This is a genomic window from Streptomyces sp. NBC_00162 (genome assembly GCF_024611995.1).
Taxonomy (GTDB): domain Bacteria; phylum Actinomycetota; class Actinomycetes; order Streptomycetales; family Streptomycetaceae; genus Streptomyces.
Window position 1 is genome coordinate 6,091,134 of the sequence record NZ_CP102509.1, and the last position, 20,564, is coordinate 6,111,697.

At 69.1% G+C, this 20,564-nt stretch carries 20 protein-coding genes and 1 riboswitch; of the genes, 14 read left to right on the forward strand and 6 right to left on the reverse strand.

Translation table 11 applies throughout. The features are described 5' to 3' along the window. Position 1 precedes the first annotated feature (1 nt). On the reverse strand, positions 2-1,189 hold the full coding sequence (gene nadA / locus JIW86_RS28230; RefSeq protein ID WP_257556659.1) for a quinolinate synthase NadA: 1,188 nt from the start codon (positions 1,187-1,189) through the stop codon (positions 2-4). A gap of 305 nt (positions 1,190-1,494) precedes the next feature. Here nadA and erpA point away from each other — a divergent pair, with 305 nt between their 5' ends. Then, the gene (erpA, locus tag JIW86_RS28235; RefSeq protein ID WP_214940913.1) at positions 1,495-1,851 is read left to right on the forward strand and encodes an iron-sulfur cluster insertion protein ErpA; all 357 of its coding nucleotides are present in this window, start codon (positions 1,495-1,497) and stop codon (positions 1,849-1,851) included. A gap of 85 nt (positions 1,852-1,936) precedes the next feature. On the opposite strand, the gene JIW86_RS28240 is transcribed toward erpA, so the two are convergent. Both JIW86_RS28240 and JIW86_RS28245 read right to left on the reverse strand, forming a co-directional pair. Further along, on the reverse strand, positions 1,937-3,385 hold the full coding sequence (locus JIW86_RS28240; protein ID WP_257556660.1) for a hypothetical protein: 1,449 nt from the start codon (positions 3,383-3,385) through the stop codon (positions 1,937-1,939). 73 nt (positions 3,386-3,458) lie between these two features. Further along, positions 3,459-3,707 (reverse strand): hypothetical protein, encoded by a 249-nt coding sequence (locus JIW86_RS28245; RefSeq protein WP_257556661.1) that lies wholly within the window; start codon positions 3,705-3,707, stop codon positions 3,459-3,461. A 133-nt stretch (positions 3,708-3,840) separates the two neighbouring features. Here JIW86_RS28245 and JIW86_RS28250 point away from each other — a divergent pair, with 133 nt between their 5' ends. Beyond that, complete coding sequence (locus JIW86_RS28250) at positions 3,841-4,815, forward strand: carbohydrate kinase family protein (RefSeq protein WP_257556662.1); 975 nt, start codon at positions 3,841-3,843, stop codon at positions 4,813-4,815. A 180-nt stretch (positions 4,816-4,995) separates the two neighbouring features. Here the strand turns inward: JIW86_RS28250 and JIW86_RS28255 are convergent, their stop codons facing one another. Then, positions 4,996-6,375: a cysteine desulfurase/sulfurtransferase TusA family protein gene (locus JIW86_RS28255; protein WP_257556663.1), complete on the reverse strand. Its 1,380-nt coding sequence runs from the start codon at positions 6,373-6,375 to the stop codon at positions 4,996-4,998. A gap of 283 nt (positions 6,376-6,658) precedes the next feature. Here JIW86_RS28255 and coxB point away from each other — a divergent pair, with 283 nt between their 5' ends. From coxB to JIW86_RS28275, 4 genes are all read left to right on the forward strand, one after another. Further along, a complete protein-coding gene (coxB, locus tag JIW86_RS28260) occupies positions 6,659-7,630 on the forward strand; it encodes a cytochrome c oxidase subunit II (RefSeq protein WP_215140602.1) in 972 nt (323 codons plus the stop codon). Then, positions 7,627-9,360, forward strand: coding sequence for a cytochrome c oxidase subunit I (ctaD, locus tag JIW86_RS28265; protein ID WP_215140601.1), 1,734 nt, complete (start codon positions 7,627-7,629; stop codon positions 9,358-9,360). Before coxB ends, ctaD begins: the two co-directional genes overlap by 4 nt. Further along, positions 9,357-9,755, forward strand: coding sequence for a cytochrome c oxidase subunit 4 (locus tag JIW86_RS28270; RefSeq protein WP_215140600.1), 399 nt, complete (start codon positions 9,357-9,359; stop codon positions 9,753-9,755). The genes ctaD and JIW86_RS28270 overlap by 4 nt, the downstream gene beginning before the upstream one ends. A 116-nt stretch (positions 9,756-9,871) precedes the next feature. Beyond that, positions 9,872-11,116, forward strand: a complete 1,245-nt coding sequence (locus tag JIW86_RS28275; protein ID WP_215140599.1) for a L,D-transpeptidase — start codon at positions 9,872-9,874, stop codon at positions 11,114-11,116. 52 nt (positions 11,117-11,168) lie between these two features. On the opposite strand, the gene JIW86_RS28280 is transcribed toward JIW86_RS28275, so the two are convergent. Beyond that, positions 11,169-11,573 carry a hypothetical protein gene (locus JIW86_RS28280; RefSeq protein WP_215140598.1) on the reverse strand — a complete coding sequence of 135 codons (405 nt, stop codon included), beginning with the start codon at positions 11,571-11,573 and terminating at the stop codon, positions 11,169-11,171. 199 nt (positions 11,574-11,772) lie between these two features. Here JIW86_RS28280 and JIW86_RS28285 point away from each other — a divergent pair, with 199 nt between their 5' ends. From JIW86_RS28285 to JIW86_RS28315, 7 genes are all read left to right on the forward strand, one after another. Continuing rightward, positions 11,773-12,393: a cytochrome c oxidase subunit 3 gene (locus JIW86_RS28285; RefSeq protein ID WP_257556665.1), complete on the forward strand. Its 621-nt coding sequence runs from the start codon at positions 11,773-11,775 to the stop codon at positions 12,391-12,393. A 76-nt stretch (positions 12,394-12,469) separates the two neighbouring features. Continuing rightward, the gene (locus JIW86_RS28290) at positions 12,470-13,279 is read left to right on the forward strand and encodes a c-type cytochrome (protein ID WP_215140596.1); all 810 of its coding nucleotides are present in this window, start codon (positions 12,470-12,472) and stop codon (positions 13,277-13,279) included. Then, the gene (locus JIW86_RS28295; protein ID WP_257556666.1) at positions 13,276-14,331 is read left to right on the forward strand and encodes a ubiquinol-cytochrome c reductase iron-sulfur subunit; all 1,056 of its coding nucleotides are present in this window, start codon (positions 13,276-13,278) and stop codon (positions 14,329-14,331) included. Before JIW86_RS28290 ends, JIW86_RS28295 begins: the two co-directional genes overlap by 4 nt. Continuing rightward, positions 14,328-15,959, forward strand: coding sequence for a cytochrome b (locus JIW86_RS28300; RefSeq protein ID WP_257556667.1), 1,632 nt, complete (start codon positions 14,328-14,330; stop codon positions 15,957-15,959). The genes JIW86_RS28295 and JIW86_RS28300 overlap by 4 nt, the downstream gene beginning before the upstream one ends. Positions 15,960-16,142: 183 nt before the next feature. Beyond that, a complete protein-coding gene (gene trpD / locus JIW86_RS28305) occupies positions 16,143-17,207 on the forward strand; it encodes an anthranilate phosphoribosyltransferase (RefSeq protein WP_257556668.1) in 1,065 nt (354 codons plus the stop codon). Positions 17,208-17,306: 99 nt separating this feature from the next. Then, positions 17,307-17,423, forward strand: a riboswitch (SAM riboswitch). A gap of 219 nt (positions 17,424-17,642) precedes the next feature. After that, positions 17,643-19,040, forward strand: coding sequence for an aminotransferase class V-fold PLP-dependent enzyme (locus JIW86_RS28310; RefSeq protein WP_257556669.1), 1,398 nt, complete (start codon positions 17,643-17,645; stop codon positions 19,038-19,040). A gap of 13 nt (positions 19,041-19,053) precedes the next feature. Next, on the forward strand, positions 19,054-19,650 hold the full coding sequence (locus JIW86_RS28315) for a ferredoxin (protein ID WP_257556670.1): 597 nt from the start codon (positions 19,054-19,056) through the stop codon (positions 19,648-19,650). 4 nt (positions 19,651-19,654) lie between these two features. On the opposite strand, the gene JIW86_RS28320 is transcribed toward JIW86_RS28315, so the two are convergent. Beyond that, positions 19,655-19,936, reverse strand: a complete 282-nt coding sequence (locus JIW86_RS28320) for an Lrp/AsnC ligand binding domain-containing protein (protein ID WP_031148522.1) — start codon at positions 19,934-19,936, stop codon at positions 19,655-19,657. Positions 19,937-20,232: 296 nt separating this feature from the next. Here JIW86_RS28320 and JIW86_RS28325 point away from each other — a divergent pair, with 296 nt between their 5' ends. Continuing rightward, positions 20,233-20,415 (forward strand): hypothetical protein, encoded by a 183-nt coding sequence (locus JIW86_RS28325; protein WP_257556672.1) that lies wholly within the window; start codon positions 20,233-20,235, stop codon positions 20,413-20,415. Positions 20,416-20,564 lie beyond the last annotated feature (149 nt).

Consider the following 20,564-nt stretch of genomic DNA (forward strand, 5'->3'; position numbering starts at 1 on the left):
GCTACGGGAGCGCCAGCATCCGCTCCAGGGCGAGCTTCGCGAAGCTCTCGGTCTCCTTGTCGACCTGGATCTGGTTGACGAGGTTGCCCTCGGCCAGGGACTCCAGGGTCCACACCAGGTGGGGGAGGTCGATGCGGTTCATCGTCGAGCAGAAGCAGACCGTCTTGTCGAGGAAGACGACCTCCTTGTCCTCCGCGGCGAATCGATTCGCCAGGCGGCGGACCAGGTTGAGCTCGGTGCCGATCGCCCACTTGGAGCCGGCCGGGGCCGCCTCCAGCGCCTTGATGATGTACTCCGTCGAGCCGACGTAGTCCGCGGCCGCCACGACCTCGTGCTTGCACTCGGGGTGGACCAGGACGTTCACACCGGGGATGCGGGCGCGCACGTCGTTGACCGAGTCGACCGAGAACCGGCCGTGGACCGAGCAGTGCCCGCGCCACAGGATCATCTTGGCGTTCCGCAGCTGCTCGGCGGTCAGGCCGCCGTTCGGCTTGTGCGGGTTGTACAGGACGCAGTCGTCCAGGGACATGCCCATGTCGCGGACGGCGGTGTTGCGGCCCAGGTGCTGGTCCGGGAGGAACAGGACCTTCTCGCCCTGCTCGAACGCCCACTCCAGGGCCTTCTTCGCGTTGGACGAGGTACAGATCGTGCCGCCGTGCTTGCCGGTGAAGGCCTTGATGTCGGCGGAGGAGTTCATGTACGAGACGGGGACCGTCGCACCGGCTATGCCGGCCTCGGTCAGCACGTCCCAGCACTCCGCGACCTGCTCGGCGGTGGCCATGTCGGCCATCGAGCAGCCCGCGGCCAGGTCCGGCAGGACCACCTTCTGGTCGTCCGAGGTCAGGATGTCCGCGGACTCGGCCATGAAGTGCACGCCGCAGAAGACGATGTACTCGGCCTCCGGCTTGGCGGCCGCGTCCTTGGCCAGCTTGAAGGAGTCGCCGGTGACGTCGGCGAACTCGATGACCTCGTCACGCTGGTAGTGGTGGCCGAGGATGAAGACCTTGTCCCCGAGCTTCTCCTTGGCCGCGCGGGCGCGCGCCACGAGGTCCGGGTCGGACGGCGAGGGCAGGTCGCCCGGGCATTCCACCCCGCGCTCGCTCTTGGGGTCGGCTTCGCGGCCGAGCAGCAGCAGGGCAAGGGGCGTCGGCTGGACGTCCAAAGGCTGGGCGGTGGTCACGACACGCACCCTTTCTGTTCTGCGACGAGTGACTGACGAGGGACTTCTTGCGGCATCGGTTCGACTTCTCGTCTACTTGACGCTATCTATCATAACCGCTTCACGTCACTTTGACGATGCCCGATAGTGTCAATGTGACGCATTACCCCGTCGATCCGTAGGGCCCGCCCGATCCGTGGTGTGCGAGCATGAATATCTGAAACAAGCGTCGGGTCCCGGAATGAAACCGCGGTCCCGCTCGTTGCCACCGACGGCAAGAGTCCGACGTTTCCCCGCCTCCGGCGGGGAGCCGCCCACTTCGGGAGTGAATGCAGATGTCCGTACAGGACGACAAGACCACTGTGAGCGACGGCATCCTCCTGTCCGACGCCGCCGCCGACAAGGTCAGGACCCTGCTGGAGCAGGAAGGCCGCGATGACCTCGCGCTGCGCGTCGCCGTCCAGCCCGGCGGTTGCTCCGGCCTGCGCTACCAGCTCTTCTTCGACGAGCGCTCCCTCGACGGCGACGTCGTGAAGGACTTCGACGGTGTGAAGGTCGTCACCGACCGGATGAGCTCCCCGTACCTGCACGGTGCGTCCATCGACTTCGTCGACACCATCGAGAAGCAGGGCTTCACGATCGACAACCCGAACGCCACGGGCTCCTGCGCCTGCGGCGACTCGTTCAGCTAAACCCTGAACCCGTACGGACGAGGGCCCGTCTCCGTCGCCTGCGCGACCGGAGACGGGCCCTCGTCCGTATGTCCGGGAACCGCCGCTACTGCCGGGGGAGCGGCTTGCCCGTGGTCGCGTCTACCACCTTCCGCTCGCCCAGCGGCTTCTCGAGCGTCACCGTGACGGACATCTCCTGCGCGAGCATGATGCACGCCTGGCCCGGCTGGTTCGGAGTGTCCGTGATCTTCACCAGGACCGACTCGGCGGACTCCCGGGCCGAGGCGGAGTAGGTGCTGCACACGCTGCCCCAGAAGTTCACGGTCAGCTTCCGGTCGGCCTGCGCGTACGAGAATCCGGGCACGGTACGACCGTCCTTCGGGGGGACAGGGTTGGCAGAGGCCTGCTCGGCGGCGGCCGGCTCGGCCACCGTGTGGCCCGGGGCGCCGCCCTTGCCCGCCACCTCGAACAGCCAGGCCGGGACCAGACCCCGCGCCCCGTCCACCGTCCCGGGCGCCAGCCCGAGCACGGCGCCCTTGACCGTCTCCGTACGCGGCGGCTTCATCGGCCGCGGCTCCGGGTTGCACGGCGGGGTGTCCGTGGCCCCCACCGGCTGGTCCGGGTCCAGCGGCACCGAGGTCGCGCAGCCGCTGGGGCCGGTACCGGTGCCGCCCGAACCGCCCGACCTCGCGTTCAGCCTGGCCAGCGCCTCCACGGCCCCGACCACCGGCTGGTCGGCCGCCCGTACGGGGGCCTTCAGCTCACCGCTGCCCGACACCACCGAGCCGTCGGCGGCCACGCTCACCTTGGTGGACCAGCCCTGCGTGGGCAGCCCGCCGACCACCGGGTCCGCGCTCACCACCCGTACCGAGCCCTGGGCCAGCCGGGCGTCCAGCGCGGCCCCGTCCTGGCCGGCGGCGGCCAGCACCGGGCGGGCCGCCGCCTTGGCGGCCTCCTCGGAGACCGGCTTGCCGGAGCCCGCGTTCCCCGCGCCCCCCGCGTCCCGCGGCAGCGTGGCCGGGCCGCAGGTGTCCTTGCCGCGGACGCAGTCATCGCCGGCGCCGTTGTCCGAGCCGGCCTGGAAGCGGCTGAAGTTCCAGGTCCCCGGGGCCGTACGGGTGACCGTGAGCCGGGGCCCGGAACCGTCGGCGGCCTCCCCGACCAGCCAGACGTCCCCGTTCAGCCGAGGCGCGCCCGGCAAGCCCAGGGCCGCGGCGAGGCGGGCCACCTCCGCCGAGGTGACCTCCCCGGACGCGGTGAAGGCGGGCGCGGAGGCCGGAGCCTCCGGAAGCTGCACGTCGGCCCGGTAGACCACGCCCTCGCCGGACGGATCGGGCTCCCCGGGCGCGATGCCGGGCCCCGACGGATCGCCCGCGTCACGGGGCGCGGAGGCCGCGCTGCGCTCCGTACCGGGGTCCGCACCGTCGCCGTGGGCGGTGGACGCCCAGTACGCGGTACCGCCGCCCGTCAGCAGCACGGCAGCCGCGATCGAGCCGACGGCCCAGGACGGCCGCCGTCGTGTACCGCGTGATGTGCCGGGTTGTTCGCTGGTCACCGCATCGCTCCTTCACCTGTCGCGTCCTGCCTGATGCGGGTGTGACGGAACAGACGCGCAACCGGTTCCCGCCCTACTGATCCCCGTACACGGCGGTGGAGGCGATCAGCCGCGCCGAGGCCGGCGGGACGCTGATCCCGTGGATCTGCGAGGGTGCCACGCGGACCGGCCGGGGACCGGCCTCGGCCGCCCAGTGCGGGGCCATCCGGGCGCAGTCGCCCAGCAGCCGGGCGAAGCCGGGCTGCCGCGAGCCTTCCGCGCCACGCCTCTCGGCGGTGTACTCGGTGTACTCGCAGTAGCCGAAGCCGTCGGTGTAGGTCATGAAGGCACCGTAGGCACCGCGCCGTGGGCGAAGAAAGGCCTACTACGGGGTAGTTTCGGCCGTTCGGCCCGGGGCCGTCGACCGGGTAGTTTTGACTGTCCCCGTTGCCGACCTCCGCAGGAGCGTCCACGCCGTGCGCATCGCAGTCACCGGCTCCATCGCCACCGACCACCTCATGACCTTCCCCGGCCGTTTCGCCGACCAGCTGGTCGCGGACCAGCTGCACACGGTCTCCCTCTCCTTCCTCGTCGACAACCTCGACGTCCGGCGGGGCGGTGTCGGCCCGAACATCTGCTTCGGCATGGGGCAGCTCGGCAGCCGCCCGATCCTGGTCGGCGCCGCCGGCTACGACTTCGACGAGTACCGCGCCTGGCTCGACCGGCACGGCGTCGACACCGACTCGGTCCGGATCTCCGAGGTGCTGCACACCGCGCGCTTCGTGTGCACCACGGACGCCGACCACAACCAGATCGGCTCCTTCTACACGGGCGCGATGAGCGAGGCCCGCCTGATCGAGCTGAAGGCCGTCGCCGACCGGGTCGGCGGGCTCGACCTGGTCCTGATCGGCGCGGACGACCCCGAGGCGATGCTGCGCCACACGGAGGAGTGCCGGACGCGGGGGATCCCCTTCGCCGCCGACTTCTCGCAGCAGATCGCCCGGATGGACGGCGACAGCATCCGCACCCTGATGGAGGGCGCGACGTACCTCTTCTCGAACGAGTACGAGAAGGGCCTCATCGAGTCCAAGTCGGGCTGGACGGACGCCGAGATCCTGGCCAAGGTCGGCACGCGCGTGACCACGCTCGGCTCGAACGGCGTCCGGATCGAGCGGCTCGGCCACGACCCCATCGTGGTCGGCTGCCCGGAGGAGACCGCGAAGGTCGACCCGACGGGTGTCGGCGACGCGTTCCGCGCCGGGTTCCTGACCGGGCTGAGCTGGGGCGTCGGCCTGGAGCGTGCCGCGCAGCTGGGCTGCATGCTGGCGACCCTGGTCATCGAGACCCTGGGCACCCAGGAGTACACGCTGGCGCGGGCCCACTTCATGGAGCGCTTCACGAAGGCGTACGGCGACGAGGCCGCGACCGAGGTCAAGGCCCGCCTGTCCTAGCCTCCGACCGGGGTCCGGGTGCGCCGCCGTTGCCGGGGGCTCCGCCCCCGGACCCCCGCGCCTCAAACGCCGGCGGGGCTGGGTTTGCGCCTGGCGGACGGCATCAGCCAAATCCAGCCCCGCCGGCGTTTGAGGCGCGGGGTCTGGGGCGGAGCCCCAGGAGCTCGGCCGGAGCCGGGGTCAGACCAGGCGGCGGACCGTGTACGCCACGCCCCTGGGGCGCTCGGCTTCGCCGAGGTACGCGTGCCCCCGCATACCGCACCACGCCGGGATGTCCAGCCGGGCCACCTCGTCGTCGGAGACGACCGTGACCGTCCCCCCCACCGGCACCCGCCCGATCGCGGCGGCCAGCTCGATCACCGGCTGCGGGCACCGCAGCCCGAGCGCGTCCAGCTCCAGGGACTCCGACTCCGGGGCCACCGTGACGGCTTCGCTCACGCCCAGCCGTTCCCGTACCCCGGACACCGCCCCCGGCAGCACCTCCAGGAACCCGTTGACCTCCTCCGCCGTGGTCCCCGGCGGCAGGGACACCCGTACGTTCCCCTCCGACAGCACCCCCATCGCCCGCAGCACGTGACTGGGGGTCAGCGTCGAGCTCGTGCAGGACGAGCCCGAGGAGACCGAGTACCCGGCCCGGTCCAGCTCGTGCAGCAGGATCTCGCCGTCGACGTACAGGCAGGAGAACGTGACCAGGTGGGGCAGGCGGCGGTCCGGATGGCCCACCACCTCCACGTCCGGGACCAGCCGGACCACCCGCCGCCGGATCCGGTCTACCAGGATCCGCAGCCGGGCCGCCTCCGCGTCGGCCTCCGCCCGTACGGCACGCAAGGACGCCGCCGCCGCCACGATCGCGGGAAGGTTCGCGAAGCCGGGGGAGCGGCCCGACTCCCGTTCGTCCGCCGGGTGTTGGGGGGAGAACCGGACCCCCTTGCGCACCGCCAGCAGCCCCACTCCCGGCGGGCCGCCCCACTTGTGCGCACTGGCGGCCAGAACGGACCAGGCGCCTTCCACCGGCCCCCAGGCCAGCGACTGCGCCGCGTCCACCAGCAGCGGGACCCCCGCCTCCGCGCAGACCCCGGCCACCTCCGCCACCGGCTGGACCGTGCCCACCTCGTGGTTGGCGGACTGGAGACAGGCCAGGGCGGTCGACGGGCCGACGGCGTCCGCGTACCCGGCGGCGGTCACCGCGCCGTACCGGTCCACCGGGACCTCGGTGACCGTCCCCCCGGAGCCCTCGTGGACCTCCGCCGCGTGGAGTACAGAACTGTGTTCGACCGCCGATACGACCAGATGGCCACCGACGCGCCGGCGCCCCGCGAGGACCCCCGCGACCCCCGTGTGAACCGCGTGCGTCCCCGAAGGAGTGAACACCAGCTCGTCGGCCCGGCATCCCACCGCCTCCGCGGCCGCCTCCCGCGCCGCGTCCAGCAGCAGCCGCGCCCGCCTGCCCTCCCGGTACAGGCGGGCCGGATCGGCCCAGCCCTCGTCCAGGGCGGCTTGCAACGCCTGCCGGGCCACGGGGTGCAGGGGGGCGGCGGACGCGCTGTCGAAGTACGGCATACGGGCACGCTAACCGGCGACCGGCAGCGCCCGAGGTCAGGGGCCGTCAGATGTCCTCCGGAGCCCGCCATTCAGGGCCACTCGCACCGTCCCCCGGACGGCGGATCCATCCCTTCGGGGGCAGTAGCGGCGCGTTGGGCACCCTCCCCGCGCGACCCCAAATAGCGTCCAGTAGGGTTTGGTCCGCATAAACATCCAAACCCCTGCCTGCGTCAGGGCCGGCGACCGACCCGAACACGGCCGCGGCCGGCCGCGCGGGCCGAGACTCTCGGGAAGGCGCTACGTGAGTCCCTACGGCTCCGACCGCTCGCCGCGGCGCCCGATGCGGCGGAAGCTGCTGCAGGCGCTGACTGCGGGCGTGGTCCTGGCGACCGCCACTGGTTGCTCGTATAACTGGCAAGACTTCCCCCGCCTCGGAATGCCCTATCCGGTCACGGAGGAGGCGCCTCGCATCCTGTCCCTGTGGCAGGGGTCGTGGGCAGCTGCTCTCATCACGGGCATCCTGGTCTGGGGCCTGATCATCTGGAGCATCATCTTCCACCGGCGCGGCCGGACGAAGGTGGAGGTCCCCCCGCAGACCCGGTACAACATGCCCATCGAGGCGCTGTACACCGTGGTCCCGCTCATCATCGTCTCGGTGCTGTTCTACTTCACCGCGCGTGACGAGTCGAAGCTGCTCGCCCTCTCGAAGCCGGCGCACACGATCAACGTGATCGGCTTCCAGTGGAGCTGGGGCTTCAACTACATCGAGGACGTCGACGGCGACAAGGCGTCCCCGAAGGGGGGCGAGGTTCCCAAGGAGCTCTCGACCATCCCGGACCGGTTCACCAAGGACTTCCCGGCCGGCGCCGAGGGCGTCTACGAGAAGGGTGTTCCCGGCGACCGGAACCCGCAGACCGGAAACCCGGGGCCGACGCTGGTCCTCCCCAAGGGTGAGAAGGTCCGCTTCATCCTGTCGTCGAACGACGTCATCCACTCCTTCTGGGTGGTCCCCTTCCTGTTCAAGCAGGACGTCATCCCGGGCCACACCAACGTCTTCGAGGTCACCCCGAGCCAAGAGGGCACCTTCATGGGCAAGTGCGCCGAGCTCTGCGGCGTCGACCACTCCCGGATGCTCTTCAACGTCAAGGTGGTCTCGCCCGAGAAGTACCAGGAATACCTGAAGGAGCTGGCGGAGAAGGGGCAGACCGGCTTCCTCCCGGCCGGCATCAAGCAGACCGACCCGGCCCGGAATGCGGAAGTGAACAAACTGTGAGCATCCTCAACGAATCCCAGGGTGCCGCCGAAGCTGACTCGTATGAGAACGAGCTGCCGGTGCGGCGCAAGCAGCCGGGCACCGTGGTCGTGAAGTGGCTCACCACCACCGACCACAAGACCATCGGCACGATGTACCTGGTCACGTCGTTCGTGTTCTTCCTCATCGGCGGAATCCTGGCGCTCTTCATGCGCGCCGAGCTGGCCCGTCCGGGCACGCAGATCATGTCGAACGAGCAGTTCAACCAGGCGTTCACCATGCATGGCACGATCATGCTGCTGATGTTCGCCACCCCGCTCTTCGCCGGTTTCGCGAACTGGATCATGCCGCTGCAGATCGGCGCGCCCGACGTGGCGTTCCCGCGGCTGAACATGTTCGCGTACTGGCTGTACCTCTTCGGCTCGACCATCGCGGTGGCCGGCTTCGTCACCCCGCAGGGTGCCGCCGACTTCGGCTGGTTCGCCTACTCCCCGCTGTCGGACGCGGTCCGCTCGCCGGGCATCGGCGCCGACATGTGGATCATGGGTCTGGCCTTCTCGGGCTTCGGTACGATCCTCGGCTCGGTCAACTTCATCACCACGATCATCTGCATGCGCGCGCCCGGCATGACGATGTTCCGCATGCCGATCTTCACCTGGAACGTGCTGCTGACCGGTGTTCTGGTCCTGCTCGCCTTCCCGGTGCTGGCCGCCGCGCTCTTCGCGCTGGAGGCCGACAGGAAATTCGGTGCGCACGTCTTCGACGCGGCCAATGGCGGCGCCTTGCTGTGGCAACACCTCTTCTGGTTCTTCGGACACCCAGAGGTGTACATCATCGCGCTGCCGTTCTTCGGAATCGTTTCCGAGGTCATCCCGGTCTTCTCCCGCAAGCCGATGTTCGGTTACATCGGTCTGATCGCGGCGACGATCGCGATCGCCGGCCTCTCGGTGACCGTGTGGGCCCACCACATGTACGTCACCGGCGGTGTGCTGCTGCCGTTCTTCTCGTTCATGACCTTCCTGATCGCGGTACCGACCGGTGTGAAGTTCTTCAACTGGATCGGCACCATGTGGAAGGGCTCACTGTCCTTCGAGACTCCGATGCTCTGGACGATCGGCTTCCTGGTCACCTTCACCTTCGGTGGTCTGACCGGCGTCATCCTGGCCTCGCCCCCGATGGACTTCCACGTCTCCGACTCGTACTTCGTCGTCGCGCACTTCCACTACGTCGTCTTCGGCACCGTGGTCTTCGCGATGTTCGCGGGCTTCCACTTCTGGTGGCCGAAGTTCACGGGCAAGATGCTGGACGAGCGCCTCGGCAAGATCACCTTCTGGACGCTGTTCATCGGCTTCCACGGCACCTTCCTGGTGCAGCACTGGCTGGGCGCCGAGGGCATGCCGCGTCGTTACGCGGACTACCTCGCGGCCGACGGCTTCACCCTGCTGAACACCATCTCCACGATCAGCTCGTTCCTGCTCGGCCTGTCGATGCTGCCCTTCATGTACAACGTCTGGAAGACGGCGAAGTACGGCAAGAAGATCGAGGTCGACGACCCGTGGGGTTACGGCCGTTCGCTCGAGTGGGCTACGTCCTGCCCGCCGCCGCGGCACAACTTCCTCACCCTGCCGCGGATCCGCTCCGAGTCCCCGGCGTTCGACCTGCACCACCCGGAGATCGCGGCCCTCGACCACCTCGAGGACCACAGCGTGGCCGCCCAGGCCGTCACCGGTGGCAAGGAGGCCGGCAAGTGAAGATCCAGGGCAAGATGTTCCTCTGGCTCTCCTTCTTCATCCTGATCATGGCCGTCGTGTACGGCGTGTGGTCGAAGGAGCCCGTAGGCACCACCGCGCTCTTCCTGGCCTTCGGCCTGAGCGTCATGATCGGCTACTACCTGGCCTTCACGGCCAAGCGTGTCGACGAGATGGCCCAGGACAACCTGGAGGCCGACGTCGCCGACGAGGCGGGCGAGCTGGGGTTCTTCGCCCCGCACAGCTGGCAGCCGCTCTCGCTGGCGATCGGTGGCGCCTTCGCCTTCATGGGCGTCATCTTCGGCTGGTGGCTCATGTACTTCTCGGCCCCGATCATCCTGATCGGCCTGTGGGGCTGGGTGTACGAGTACTACCGCGGTGAGAACCAGAACCAGTAGCAGTACCGCTCACGCGTGTGAACCCGGGGCCCGGACACCTCTTCGGAGGAGTCCGGGCCCCTCGTTTGCAGTCACCCCGCGCGCCGTAATTGTCATATCTTCATAGCGTTGGCTCCATGAAGCACTCACCGCGTCTTTGGACGGTACTCAGCTGCTCCCTGCTGGTCGCGTCCCTCGGGGCCGGCGCCACCGCATGCGGGTCCGGCGACAACCCGCTGTCAGCCCGCCCGTACGACGCGGGCGAGCAAGTCGCCTTCAACCAGGCCGCCGGCGGCCGCCCCGTGGACCCCGACAAGCCCCTCGAAGTCACCACGAAGGGGGGTGAGGCACGCATCACCGACGTCACCGTCGTGGACACCCACGGCCGCCGCCTGGCGGGCGAACTGTCCGCCAAGGGCGACCGCTGGCACAACACGGTCCCCATGGCCGCAGGCGTCCGCTACACGGTCACCGTCAGCACCGAGAACGGCAAGGGCGCCCCGGGGCAGCGCACGATCACGTTCGACACCACCCCGGGCAAAGGCGTCCTGAAGGTGGAATTCGGCCCGGACGAAGGCAAATACGGCGTCGGACAGCCCCTCACGGCCGAACTCAGCGAACCCGTCAAGGACAAGGCCGCCCGCGCCGTCGTCGAACGGGGCCTCGCCGTCAGCGCCCCCTCCGGCGTCGAGGGCGCCTGGCACTGGGTCGACGACAAGAACCTCCACTACCGGCCCAAGGAGTACTGGCCGGCCAACACGGAGGTCTCCGTACGGAGCAACCTGGAGGGCGTCAGGGTCTCCGACCACCTCTACGGGGCCGCGGCCAAGCCGCTGAAGCTGGAGATCGGCGACCGCGTCGAGGTCACCACCGACGCCTCCTCGCACTACCTCACGTTCAAGCGCAACGGAGAAGTGATCAACACCATTCCGGTGACCACCGGAAAGCCCGGCTTCTCCACCCGCAACGGGGTCAAGGTGGTGCTCGGCAAGCAGTACTTCGTCCAGATGCGCGGCGACACCGTCGGCATCGGCGGCAGCGAGTACTACAACCTGCCCGTCTACTACGCCACTCGCGTCACCTGGAGTGGTGAATACGTCCACGCCGCGCCGTGGTCCGTCGGCTCCCAGGGCTACGAGAACGTCAGCCACGGCTGCACCGGCATGAGCACCGGCAACGCCGCCTGGTTCTACGAGAACATCACCGAGGGCGACGTCGTGCAGGTGATCAACAGCATCGGCGACGACATGGACATCTTCGGCAACGGCTTCGGCGACTGGAACATGGACTGGAAGGACTGGCGCCAGGGCAGCGCCCTCCTCAAGGGCACCCAGGAAGGCCGCAGCCCCATCGACCAGGCGCGCCTGCGGCCCACCGTCTGACGCGGGGCCGTCCGCGGGCCCACGGGAACCCCGTGCGCCCGCGGACGCCCTGTCAGGCCGCCGAGGAGGACAGGCGGGAGCGCAGCAGGGCCGCCAGTGCGTCCGCGAACTCCACCGGGTCCACCGGAAGGGTCACGGCGGCGTCCGCACGGCTCCACGTGGCCAGCCAGGCGTCCTGGGGGCGCCCCATCAGCAACAGCACCGGCGGACACCGGAAGATCTCGTCCTTGATCTGGCGGCACACGCCCATGCCCCCGGCCGGAACCGCCTCGCCGTCCAGCACGCACACGTCGATGCCGCCCGCGTCCAGCTCCGTCAGAACCGCCGGCAGCGTGGCGCACTCCAGGAACTCCACCGGCGGCAGGTCCGCGGCCGGCCTGCGCCCTGCCGCCAGCCGCACCTGCTCCCGGGTGCCCGCGTCGTCGCTGTAGACCAGAACCCGCGCAGTCGCCCGCATTTCGTTCCTCCACGTGTCACGTGAATCACGTTGATGTTGCGCGGGATGCTACTCCTCCAGGTGCGCTGTCAACATCGGTTCGCACACCCTCGCACGAGACGCTCACTGGCTCATCTGATGGGCCGTTCGGGCCTTGCACACGCCCCGGACACTCCGAACGGCACCCCCCGGGGTGAGGGCGGGATAAGCGACCGACATAATGTCGGTCGTGGCGACAGCAACGACAGTAGATACCGGGCACGCGCACCCGACGGTCAACCGGCCGAACCTCGTCAGCGTCGGAACCATCATCTGGTTGAGTTCCGAGCTGATGTTCTTCGCGGCCCTCTTCGCGATGTACTTCACCCTGCGATCCGTGACGGGTCCCGAGTACTGGACAGAGCAGGCTTCGGCCTTGAATCTGCCCTTCTCGGCGACGAACACGACGATCCTGGTGCTCTCCTCGCTCACCTGCCAGCTCGGCGTATTCGCAGCCGAGCGCGGTGACGTGAAGAAGCTCCGGTCGTGGTTCATCATCACGTTCGTCATGGGTGCGATCTTCATTGGCGGCCAGGTGTTCGAGTACACCGAGCTGGTCAAGCACGAGGGCATGAGCCTCTCGTCCGGTCCGTACGGCTCGGTCTTCTACCTGACCACCGGGTTCCACGGTCTGCACGTGACGGGCGGTCTCATCGCCTTCCTGCTGGTCCTCGGCCGGACGTACGCGGCCAAGAGGTTCACCCACGAACAGGCCACGTCGGCCATCGTCGTGTCCTACTACTGGCACTTCGTCGATGTCGTCTGGATCGGCCTCTTCGCCACGATCTACCTGATCAAGTAGCGAAAACGTCACCGGGCACGACCCGGCACTCCATCCAGAAACACCGACGCAGAAGATCCTGACACCGGGGTAATCCGTGAAAAAGCTCTCCGCACGACGACGCCATCCGCTGGCGGCGGTCGTCGTTCTACTCCTCGCGCTGGCGGCCACTGGGGGGCTGTACGCCGCCTTCGCCCCCGCGGGCAAGGCGCAGGCCGATGAAACCGCCCAGTCCCTCGCCATCGAGGAGGGCAAGAAGCTCTACGCCGTGGGTTGCGCAAGCTGCCACGGAACCGGCGGTCAGGGTTCCTCTGACGGCCCGAGCCTGGTCGGCGTCGGCTCCGCGGCCGTCGACTTCCAGGTGAGCACGGGCCGCATGCCCGCCCAGCAGCCCGGCGCCCAGGTGCCGAAGAAGCCCGTCATCTACACCCAGGCGCAGATCGACCAGCTGGCGGCGTACATCGCGTCCCTCGGTGCCGGTCCGATCACGCCGACCGAGAAGCAGTACGACCCGGCGGGTGCCGACATCGCCGCTGGTGGTGAGCTGTTTCGCAACAACTGCGCGCAGTGCCACAACTTCACCGGCGAGGGCGGCGCACTGACGAACGGCAAGTACGCCCCCAACCTTGAGGACGTCTCGCCGAAGCACATCTACGAGGCCATGCTGACCGGCCCGCAGAACATGCCCTCCTTCCCGGACAGCACCATGCCGGAGAAGCAGAAGAAGGACATCATCGCGTACCTCGAGAACGTCAACGGCGAGAAGTCCACCAGCCCCGGTGGCCTCAAGCTCGGCGGCCTCGGTCCCGTCTCCGAGGGTCTGTTCGGCTGGATCTTCGGTCTGGGTGCGCTGATCGCTGTTGCCGTCTGGGTCGCGGCCCACACCGCTAAGGCCAAGAAGTCATGAGTCAAGACATTCCCGAAGACAAGCACCTGCCGAGTGAGCAGGGCGACGCGCACCACGGTGCCGTAGCGGTCGCGGACGACCCGTTCGCCGACCCGGGCCTTCCGGTCCACAAGCCGCGCATCCAGGACATCGACGAGCGTGCGGCGAGGCGTTCCGAGCGCACCGTCGCGATGCTGTTCACGCTGTCGATGCTGGCCACGGTGGCCTTCATCGCCTCCTACGTGATCTTCCCGGTCGACAAGATCGTGTACATCTTCCCCATCGGGAAGGTGAGCGCGCTCAACTTCGCGCTGGGCATGACCCTGGGCACGGCGCTCTTCTGCATCGGCGCGGGCGCGGTCCACTGGGCCCGCACCCTGATGTCCGACGTCGAGGTCGCCGCCGAGCGCCACGAGATCGCCGCTCCGCCGGAGGTCAAGGCGCAGGTCATGCAGGACTTCCGCGATGGTGCGGACGAGTCCGGCATCGCCCGCCGTCCGCTGATCCGCAACACGCTGCTGGGCGCGCTGGCCATGCTGCCGCTCTCCGCCGTCATGATCATGCGCGACCTGGGTCCCCTGCCCGAGGACAAGCTGCGCAAGACCCTGTGGGCCAAGGGCAAGCTGCTCATCAACCAGAACACGATGGAGCCGCTGCGTCCCGAGGACGTCCTGGTCGGTTCGCTGACCTTCGCCATGCCGGAAGGCCTGGAGGAGGAGCAGCACGACTTCCAGGTCCAGATCGCCAAGGCCGCCCTGATGATCGTCCGCATTCAGCCGGACGACATCAAGGACAAGCAGCAGCTGGAGTGGTCCCACGACGGGATCGTGGCCTACTCCAAGATCTGCACCCACGTCGGCTGCCCGATCAGCCTGTACGAGCAGCAGACGCACCACGTGCTCTGCCCGTGCCACCAGTCCACTTTCGACCTCTCCGACGGCGCCCGTGTCATCTTCGGCCCGGCCGGTCACGCGCTTCCGCAGCTGCGGATCGGCGTGAATGACGAAGGCTTCCTCGAAGCGCTCGGCGACTTCGAAGAGCCCGTCGGTCCTGCATTCTGGGAGCGCGGATGAGCACTGCGACCACTGACACCAAGGCGCGTAAAGCGCCGGCCGGCGAGCGAGTAGCCGACTGGGCGGACGGCCGCCTGGGCATCTACGGCCTGGCCAAGGCCAACATGCGCAAGATCTTCCCGGACCACTGGTCCTTCATGCTCGGTGAGATCTGCCTCTACAGCTTCATCATCATCATCCTCACGGGTGTGTACCTGACGCTGTTCTTCCACCCGAGCATGAACGAGGTCGTGTACCACGGCTCGTACGTGCCCATGCAGGGCGTCATGATGTCCGAGGCCTTCGCCTCGACCCTGGACATCAGCTTCGACGTCCGCGGTGGTCTGCTCATCCGTCAGATCCACCACTGGGCCGCGCTGATCTTCGTCGCGGCCATGGTCGTGCACATGATGCGCGTCTTCTTCACCGGCGCGTTCCGCAAGCCGCGTGAGATCAACTGGATCTTCGGCTTCCTGCTGCTGTTCCTCGGCATGTTCACCGGTTTCACCGGTTACTCGCTGCCGGACGACCTGCTGTCGGGTACCGGTGTCCGCTTCATGCAGGGCGCGATCCTGTCCGTCCCGGTCGTCGGCACGTACCTGTCGATGTTCCTGTTCGGCGGGGAGTTCCCGGGCGGCGACTTCGTCGCGCGGTTCTACTCGGTGCACATCCTGCTGCTGCCCGGCATCATGATGGGCCTGCTGGTGGCCCACCTGATCCTGGTCTTCTACCACAAGCACACCCAGTTCCCCGGCCCCGGCAAGACGAACAACAACGTCGTCGGCATGCCGCTGCTGCCGGTCTACATGGCCAAGGCCGGAGGCTTCTTCTTCCTGGTCTTCGGTGTCATCGCGGCCATCGCGGCGATCGCCTCGATCAACCCGATCTGGGCGCTCGGCCCGTACCGCCCGGACCACGTGTCCACCGGTGCGCAGCCCGACTGGTACATGGGTATGCCGGAAGGCCTGATCCGAGCCATGCCCGGCTGGGAGATCAACCTGTGGGGCCACACGCTCGTCCTGGGCGTGTTCATCCCGCTGCTGCTCTTCCCGCTGGTGCTGTGCTCGATCGCCGTCTGGCCGTTCATCGAGTCCTGGGTCACCGGTGACAAGCGCGAGCACCACCTGCTGGACCGCCCGCGCAACGTCCCGACCCGTACGGCCTTCGGTGTCGCCTGGATCGCGGAGTACATCGTCCTGCTGATCGGCGGTGGAAACGACATGTTCGCGCAGTACTTCCACCTGTCGCTCAACGGGCTCACCTGGTTCGTCCGGATCGGCTTCTTCGTCGTCCCGGTCCTCGCCTTCATCGCCACCAAGCGGATCTGCCTCGGCCTCCAGCGCCGGGACCGCGACAAGGTGCTGCACGGTCGCGAGACCGGCATCATCAAGCGCCTGCCGCACGGTGAGTTCGTCGAGATCCACGAGCCGCTCTCGCAGGACAAGCTGCACACGCTCACCTCGTACACGCAGTACGAGCCGATCGAGATCGGCCCGACGGTCGACGAGAACGGTGTCGAGCGCAAGGTGAAGCTCGGCGAGAAGCTGCGGGCGAAGCTCAGCAAGGGCTTCTACGCGGAGAACAACCAGATTCCGAAGCCCACGGTGGAGGAGTACAAGGAGATCCAGAGCGGCCACGGCCACCACTGATCTCCCGCGCGACCGTTTGACCGCATGACCCGCTCGAGGGACTGATTTCGGTCAGTCCTGGTGTCGCCACGGCGAGAGCCCCGTCCAGTGTCTGGACGGGGCTCTTTGCCGTCTCCGGGGCTGGATAGGCTGAAGACCTTCCCATTTCCACGTGGAATCCCCGACCAGCAGCAGGAGCGGACCATGAACGTTGTGACCCCGGCAGGCGGCGACAGCGTGGCGGCCCGCGGCTGGCCGGGCCTCCTCGACGCCCTGCTGACCGGCCACGACCTCGGCGCGGACGACACGGCGTGGGCCATGGACCGGATCATGCGCGGCGAGGCCACCGACGCCCAGATCGCGGGCTTCGTGGTCGCGCTGCGCGCCAAGGGGGAGACCGTCGAGGAGATCACCGGCCTCGTCGGGAGCATGTACGAACACGCCAACCTGATCGAGGTGCCGGGCCGGACGGTGGACATCGTCGGCACCGGCGGCGACGGGGCCAAGACGGTGAACATCTCCACGATGTCGGCGATCGTCGTGGCCGGTACGGGCGCCAAGGTGGTCAAGCACGGCAACCGGGCCGCGTCCTCCGCGAGCGGGTCCTCGGACGTCCTGGAGAAGCTCGGGGTCAACCTGGACCTGACCCCCGCCGGGGTGGTGCGGGTCGCCGAGGAGGCCGGCATCACCTTCTGCTTCGCCGTGAAGTTCCACCCTGCGCTGCGGCACGTGGCCGCCGCCCGCAAGGAGCTGGGCATCCGGACCCTGTTCAACTTCCTCGGCCCGCTGACCAACCCGGCGCGGGTACGGGCCCAGGCGACCGGCGTGGCCGACCCCCGGGTGGCGCCCATCGTCGCGGGCGTGCTCGCCGAGCGGGGCTCCTCGGCGCTGGTGTTCCGGGGTGACGACGGCCTGGACGAGCTGACCACGACCGCGACCTCGCGGGTGTGGTGGGTCCGGGACGGCCAGGTCGTGGAGCAGCCGTTCGACCCGCGCGACGTGGGCATCTCCCTGGTGGACGTGTCGGCGCTGCGCGGCGCGGACGCCTCGTACAACGCGGACGTCGCCCGCCGCCTGCTGGCCGGCGAAACGGGTCCGGTCCGCGACGCGGTACTGCTGAACTCGGCGGCGGCCCTGGTCGCGCTGGACCCGGGCCCGGGCACGCTGGAGGAGCAGATCGCGGCGGGCATCACCCGTGCGGCGGAGGCGATCGACTCGGGTGCGGCCCGTGCCGCCCTGGAGCGCTGGGTGGCGGCCAGCAACGCCTGATGCCGATGCACGCCGACTGATCGTTTTCGGTCAAGGCCCCGGTCCGGATGGTGGACCGGGGTCTTGCGCGTGCGGGATCCTGTGGCAGGATGCTGATCAGGTCACGAGTGACAGCGTTTAGGCCCCGGCTTGCTGTCCGGCAACCCTCCTTCCGTGGCGGGGTGCCCCGGGTGATGACCAGGTCGTAGGCAGCGAGGTCTACGGCAAGCGCGGATCCCTCGACACCAGGGGTCCTGGTCTCTCGAGGAGCGTTTTCCGTGAGCAAGCGAATGCGATAGGGCGACTCCGCCCCTTCTTCAACCCTCGGATCAGGGTCACTTCCGTGTACCCCCGTTCAGATCCGAGGACTTCCCGTACCCCGCCGCACGGCGCCGCGCCGTGGCCGCGTACGGGCACACCGAAGCCATTCACCCCTGCCTGCCGGGAGATTCCGCCATGTCCGCATCCCTGAACGCCGCCGTCGCCACCGCCGTCGCCACCTCCGCCGCTGCCGTCGACCCCGCCTGTGCCGAGCCGCTGCCGGTCCTCGGCCGTGACGTCACCGTCCCGCTCGTCACCGGTGGCGAGGTCACCTACGCCGCCCTCGACTACGCGGCCAGCGCCCCCGCGCTCCAGCGGGTCTGGGACGACGTGGCCGCGTACGCCCCGTACTACGGCAGCGTCCACCGGGGCGCCGGCTACCTCTCGCAGCTCTCCACCGACCTCTTCGAGCAGAGCCGGGTCACGGTCGCCGAGTTCCTCGACTGCCGCCCCGCCGACCAGGTGATCTTCACCCGGTCCACCACCGACTCGCTGAATCTGCTCGCGGCGGTCCTCCCGGCCGGCTGCCAGGTCTTCGTCTTCGAGACCGAGCACCACGCCTCGCTGCTGCCGTGGACGGACGCCCAGGTCACCTACCTCAACGCCCCCCGCACCCCGGACGAGGCCGTCGCCACCCTGGAGCGGGCGCTGGCCGACCGCGACCCTTACGGCCCGGCCCTGGTCTGCGTCACCGGCGCGTCCAACGTCACCGGTGAGCTGTGGCCGGTCAGGGAGCTCGCCGCGGCGGCGCACGCCCACGGCGCGCGGATCGTCCTGGACGCCGCCCAGCTCGCCCCCCACCACCCCGTCTCGGTCCAGGACCTCGACGTGGACTGGGTCGCCTTCTCCGGCCACAAACTGTACGCGCCCTTCGGCTCGGGCGTCCTCGCCGGCCGCGCGGACTGGCTCCAGCAGGCCGAGCCGTACCTCGCCGGCGGCGGCGCCTCCCGCAAGGTCGCCCGGCGCGAGGACGGCGGCGTGGACGTCGAGTGGCACACCACCGCCGCCCGCCACGAGGCCGGCTCCCCGAACGTCATCGGCGTCTACTCCATCGCCTCCGCCTGCAAGGCCCTGACCGAGGCGGGCTTCGAGAACCTGGTCGCCCGCGAGCGCCACCTGATCGCCAAGGTCCGGGACGGCCTGGCCGACGTTCCCGCGGTCCGCGTCCTCTCCCTCTTCGGGGACGACGCCCCGCGGGTCGGCGTCATCTCCTTCGTGGTCGACGGCTGGAACAGCTCCCACTTCGCGGCCGCGCTGTCCGCCGAGTACGGGATCGGCGTCCGCGACGGCCTGTTCTGCGCCCACCCGCTGGTCCGCACCCTGCTGGGCAGCGAGCCGCAGGCCCAGGGCGAATGCGGCGCCCCGGAGGCGGCCCCGGGGGAGCGGTCCCTCAACGCCATCCGCGTCAGCTTCGGGGCCGGCACCCCGGACGAGCACGTGGAACGCTTCGTCCGCGCGGTGAAGGAACTCGTCGCGGACGGCGCCCAGTGGCAGTACCGCACCGAGGAAGGCCGCTGCGTCCCGGCCGTGTGACAGGCTGCGGATCATGACCTACTGGGACCCGATACCGACCGTCCGCGCCGTGGCGGGCACGCACCTGCCCCAGTGGGAGCCCGGCACCCGGCCGCCGGTGTTCGACTGGAGCCGGGGCACACGCAGCAGCTGCGAGCCGGACCAGTGGGGCGAGCGCAACTGGCGCAACGTCCCGGGCCCGTTCTACGGGGCCGGGACGGACAACTGCTGGACGGGGCGGGACTGCGCACCCGACAACGTCATGTACGACGGTGAGTACAACCAGGAGTTCGTCTACCGCCAGCCGCGCGACGAACGGGAGACGTACGCCGTGCTCTGCGCGGCGGAGTGCGACCCGATGGCGGGGTACGCCGGTGACGGTGACGCGCACTGGACCCCGGAGCTCGTCCGGGACTGGTGGCGCGACCGCGGTCGGGTGCGCGAGTGGGCGGTGGTCCTGGACCGCACGTGGTCCGTGTCGGAGGACCGCTACGAGCGCGAGGCGTCCGCCGGGGCCCGCGACTACGTCGCCCACATCGACGGCGGCCTCGGGGATTACCTCCGCGGATACCTCTTCCGGCTCGAGGAGGGCCGCCCCGCCCGGCCGGGCGAGGCGCTGCCCGCGCTCTGAACCGCTACGCGTCCAGGCCGATGGCGAAGGCCGCCTCGAGGTCGTGCTGCGAGTACGTGCGGAACGCCACGTGGGTGTCCGTGGCCTCCACGCCCGGGATCTTGCTGATGCGGCCCGGGATGATGTCCGCCAGGTTCTCGTGGCGGGCCACGCGGACCAGCGCGATCAGGTCGTACGTCCCCGTGACGGAGTAGACCTCGCTGACGCTGTCCAGCGCGGCGATGGCCTCGGCGATCTCGGGGATGCGGTCCACGCTGGTCTTGATGAGCACGATCGCGGTGATCACGGTTGGCTGTCTCCCTCGGTGGCCGTCGCTGGTCGCCTCACTCTAAGACTTGATCCGTAAGTCACCAAAGGTGAGCTGAGGATTGCAGCCGGGCGGTGTCCGGGCTTTCCGGCGTGGTCGCGCACGGGGCGTGTCTCATCCGGGGTTGCTCGGGGCCGCTTTCCGGCGGTTCGGTGAGCAGAGGTCCCGCGCTGCGCCGGGACTGCCACGCGACCAGCACCCCGAGAGGTGTTCTGGCACGGTGTGGTTGACTCACACAGGGCTTCTTCCAGCCCAGTTGAGAAGATGATCTGTGCGTGCCGGGACATCGTGACGTCCAGGTACGCGGTCTTGGGGTCGTCCACGTCGGTGAGGCGGACGAACGCGGCCAGCGCTGCGGACACAAGGTCACGCTTGCCGACGAGGCCGCACGCGACGCAGTTGTGCTCACGGTCCCGCAGCGTCTTGTTGACCCGCTCTCCGCACAGGCAGTGCTGTGACAGGGCGGTGGACCAGGTGGTCCACTTCGGGGCCTTGTTCTTTCCCCGGAACTTGCGCGTCTGGGCAGCTTGCATCGTCGTCACCTCCCGTGACGAGATTAGTTGACATGCGACACGCTAGGTGACTGGTTGATTACAATCTGACCAGC

What these genes read in the sequence shown, in the direction of transcription:
- erpA (WP_214940913.1), top strand. Translation starts at nt 1,495, where the DNA reads ATGTCCGTACAGGACGACAAGACCACTGTGAGCGACGGCATCCTCCTG.
- JIW86_RS28245 (WP_257556661.1), bottom strand. Translation starts at nt 3,707, where the DNA reads ATGACCTACACCGACGGCTTCGGCTACTGCGAGTACACCGAGTACACC.
- JIW86_RS28255 (WP_257556663.1), bottom strand. Translation starts at nt 6,375, where the DNA reads ATGCCGTACTTCGACAGCGCGTCCGCCGCCCCCCTGCACCCCGTGGCC.
- JIW86_RS28275 (WP_215140599.1), top strand. Translation starts at nt 9,872, where the DNA reads ATGAAGCACTCACCGCGTCTTTGGACGGTACTCAGCTGCTCCCTGCTG.
- JIW86_RS28280 (WP_215140598.1), bottom strand. Translation starts at nt 11,573, where the DNA reads ATGCGGGCGACTGCGCGGGTTCTGGTCTACAGCGACGACGCGGGCACC.
- JIW86_RS28285 (WP_257556665.1), top strand. Translation starts at nt 11,773, where the DNA reads ATGTCGGTCGTGGCGACAGCAACGACAGTAGATACCGGGCACGCGCAC.
- JIW86_RS28295 (WP_257556666.1), top strand. Translation starts at nt 13,276, where the DNA reads ATGAGTCAAGACATTCCCGAAGACAAGCACCTGCCGAGTGAGCAGGGC.
- JIW86_RS28300 (WP_257556667.1), top strand. Translation starts at nt 14,328, where the DNA reads ATGAGCACTGCGACCACTGACACCAAGGCGCGTAAAGCGCCGGCCGGC.
- trpD (WP_257556668.1), top strand. Translation starts at nt 16,143, where the DNA reads ATGAACGTTGTGACCCCGGCAGGCGGCGACAGCGTGGCGGCCCGCGGC.
- JIW86_RS28310 (WP_257556669.1), top strand. Translation starts at nt 17,643, where the DNA reads ATGTCCGCATCCCTGAACGCCGCCGTCGCCACCGCCGTCGCCACCTCC.
- JIW86_RS28315 (WP_257556670.1), top strand. Translation starts at nt 19,054, where the DNA reads ATGACCTACTGGGACCCGATACCGACCGTCCGCGCCGTGGCGGGCACG.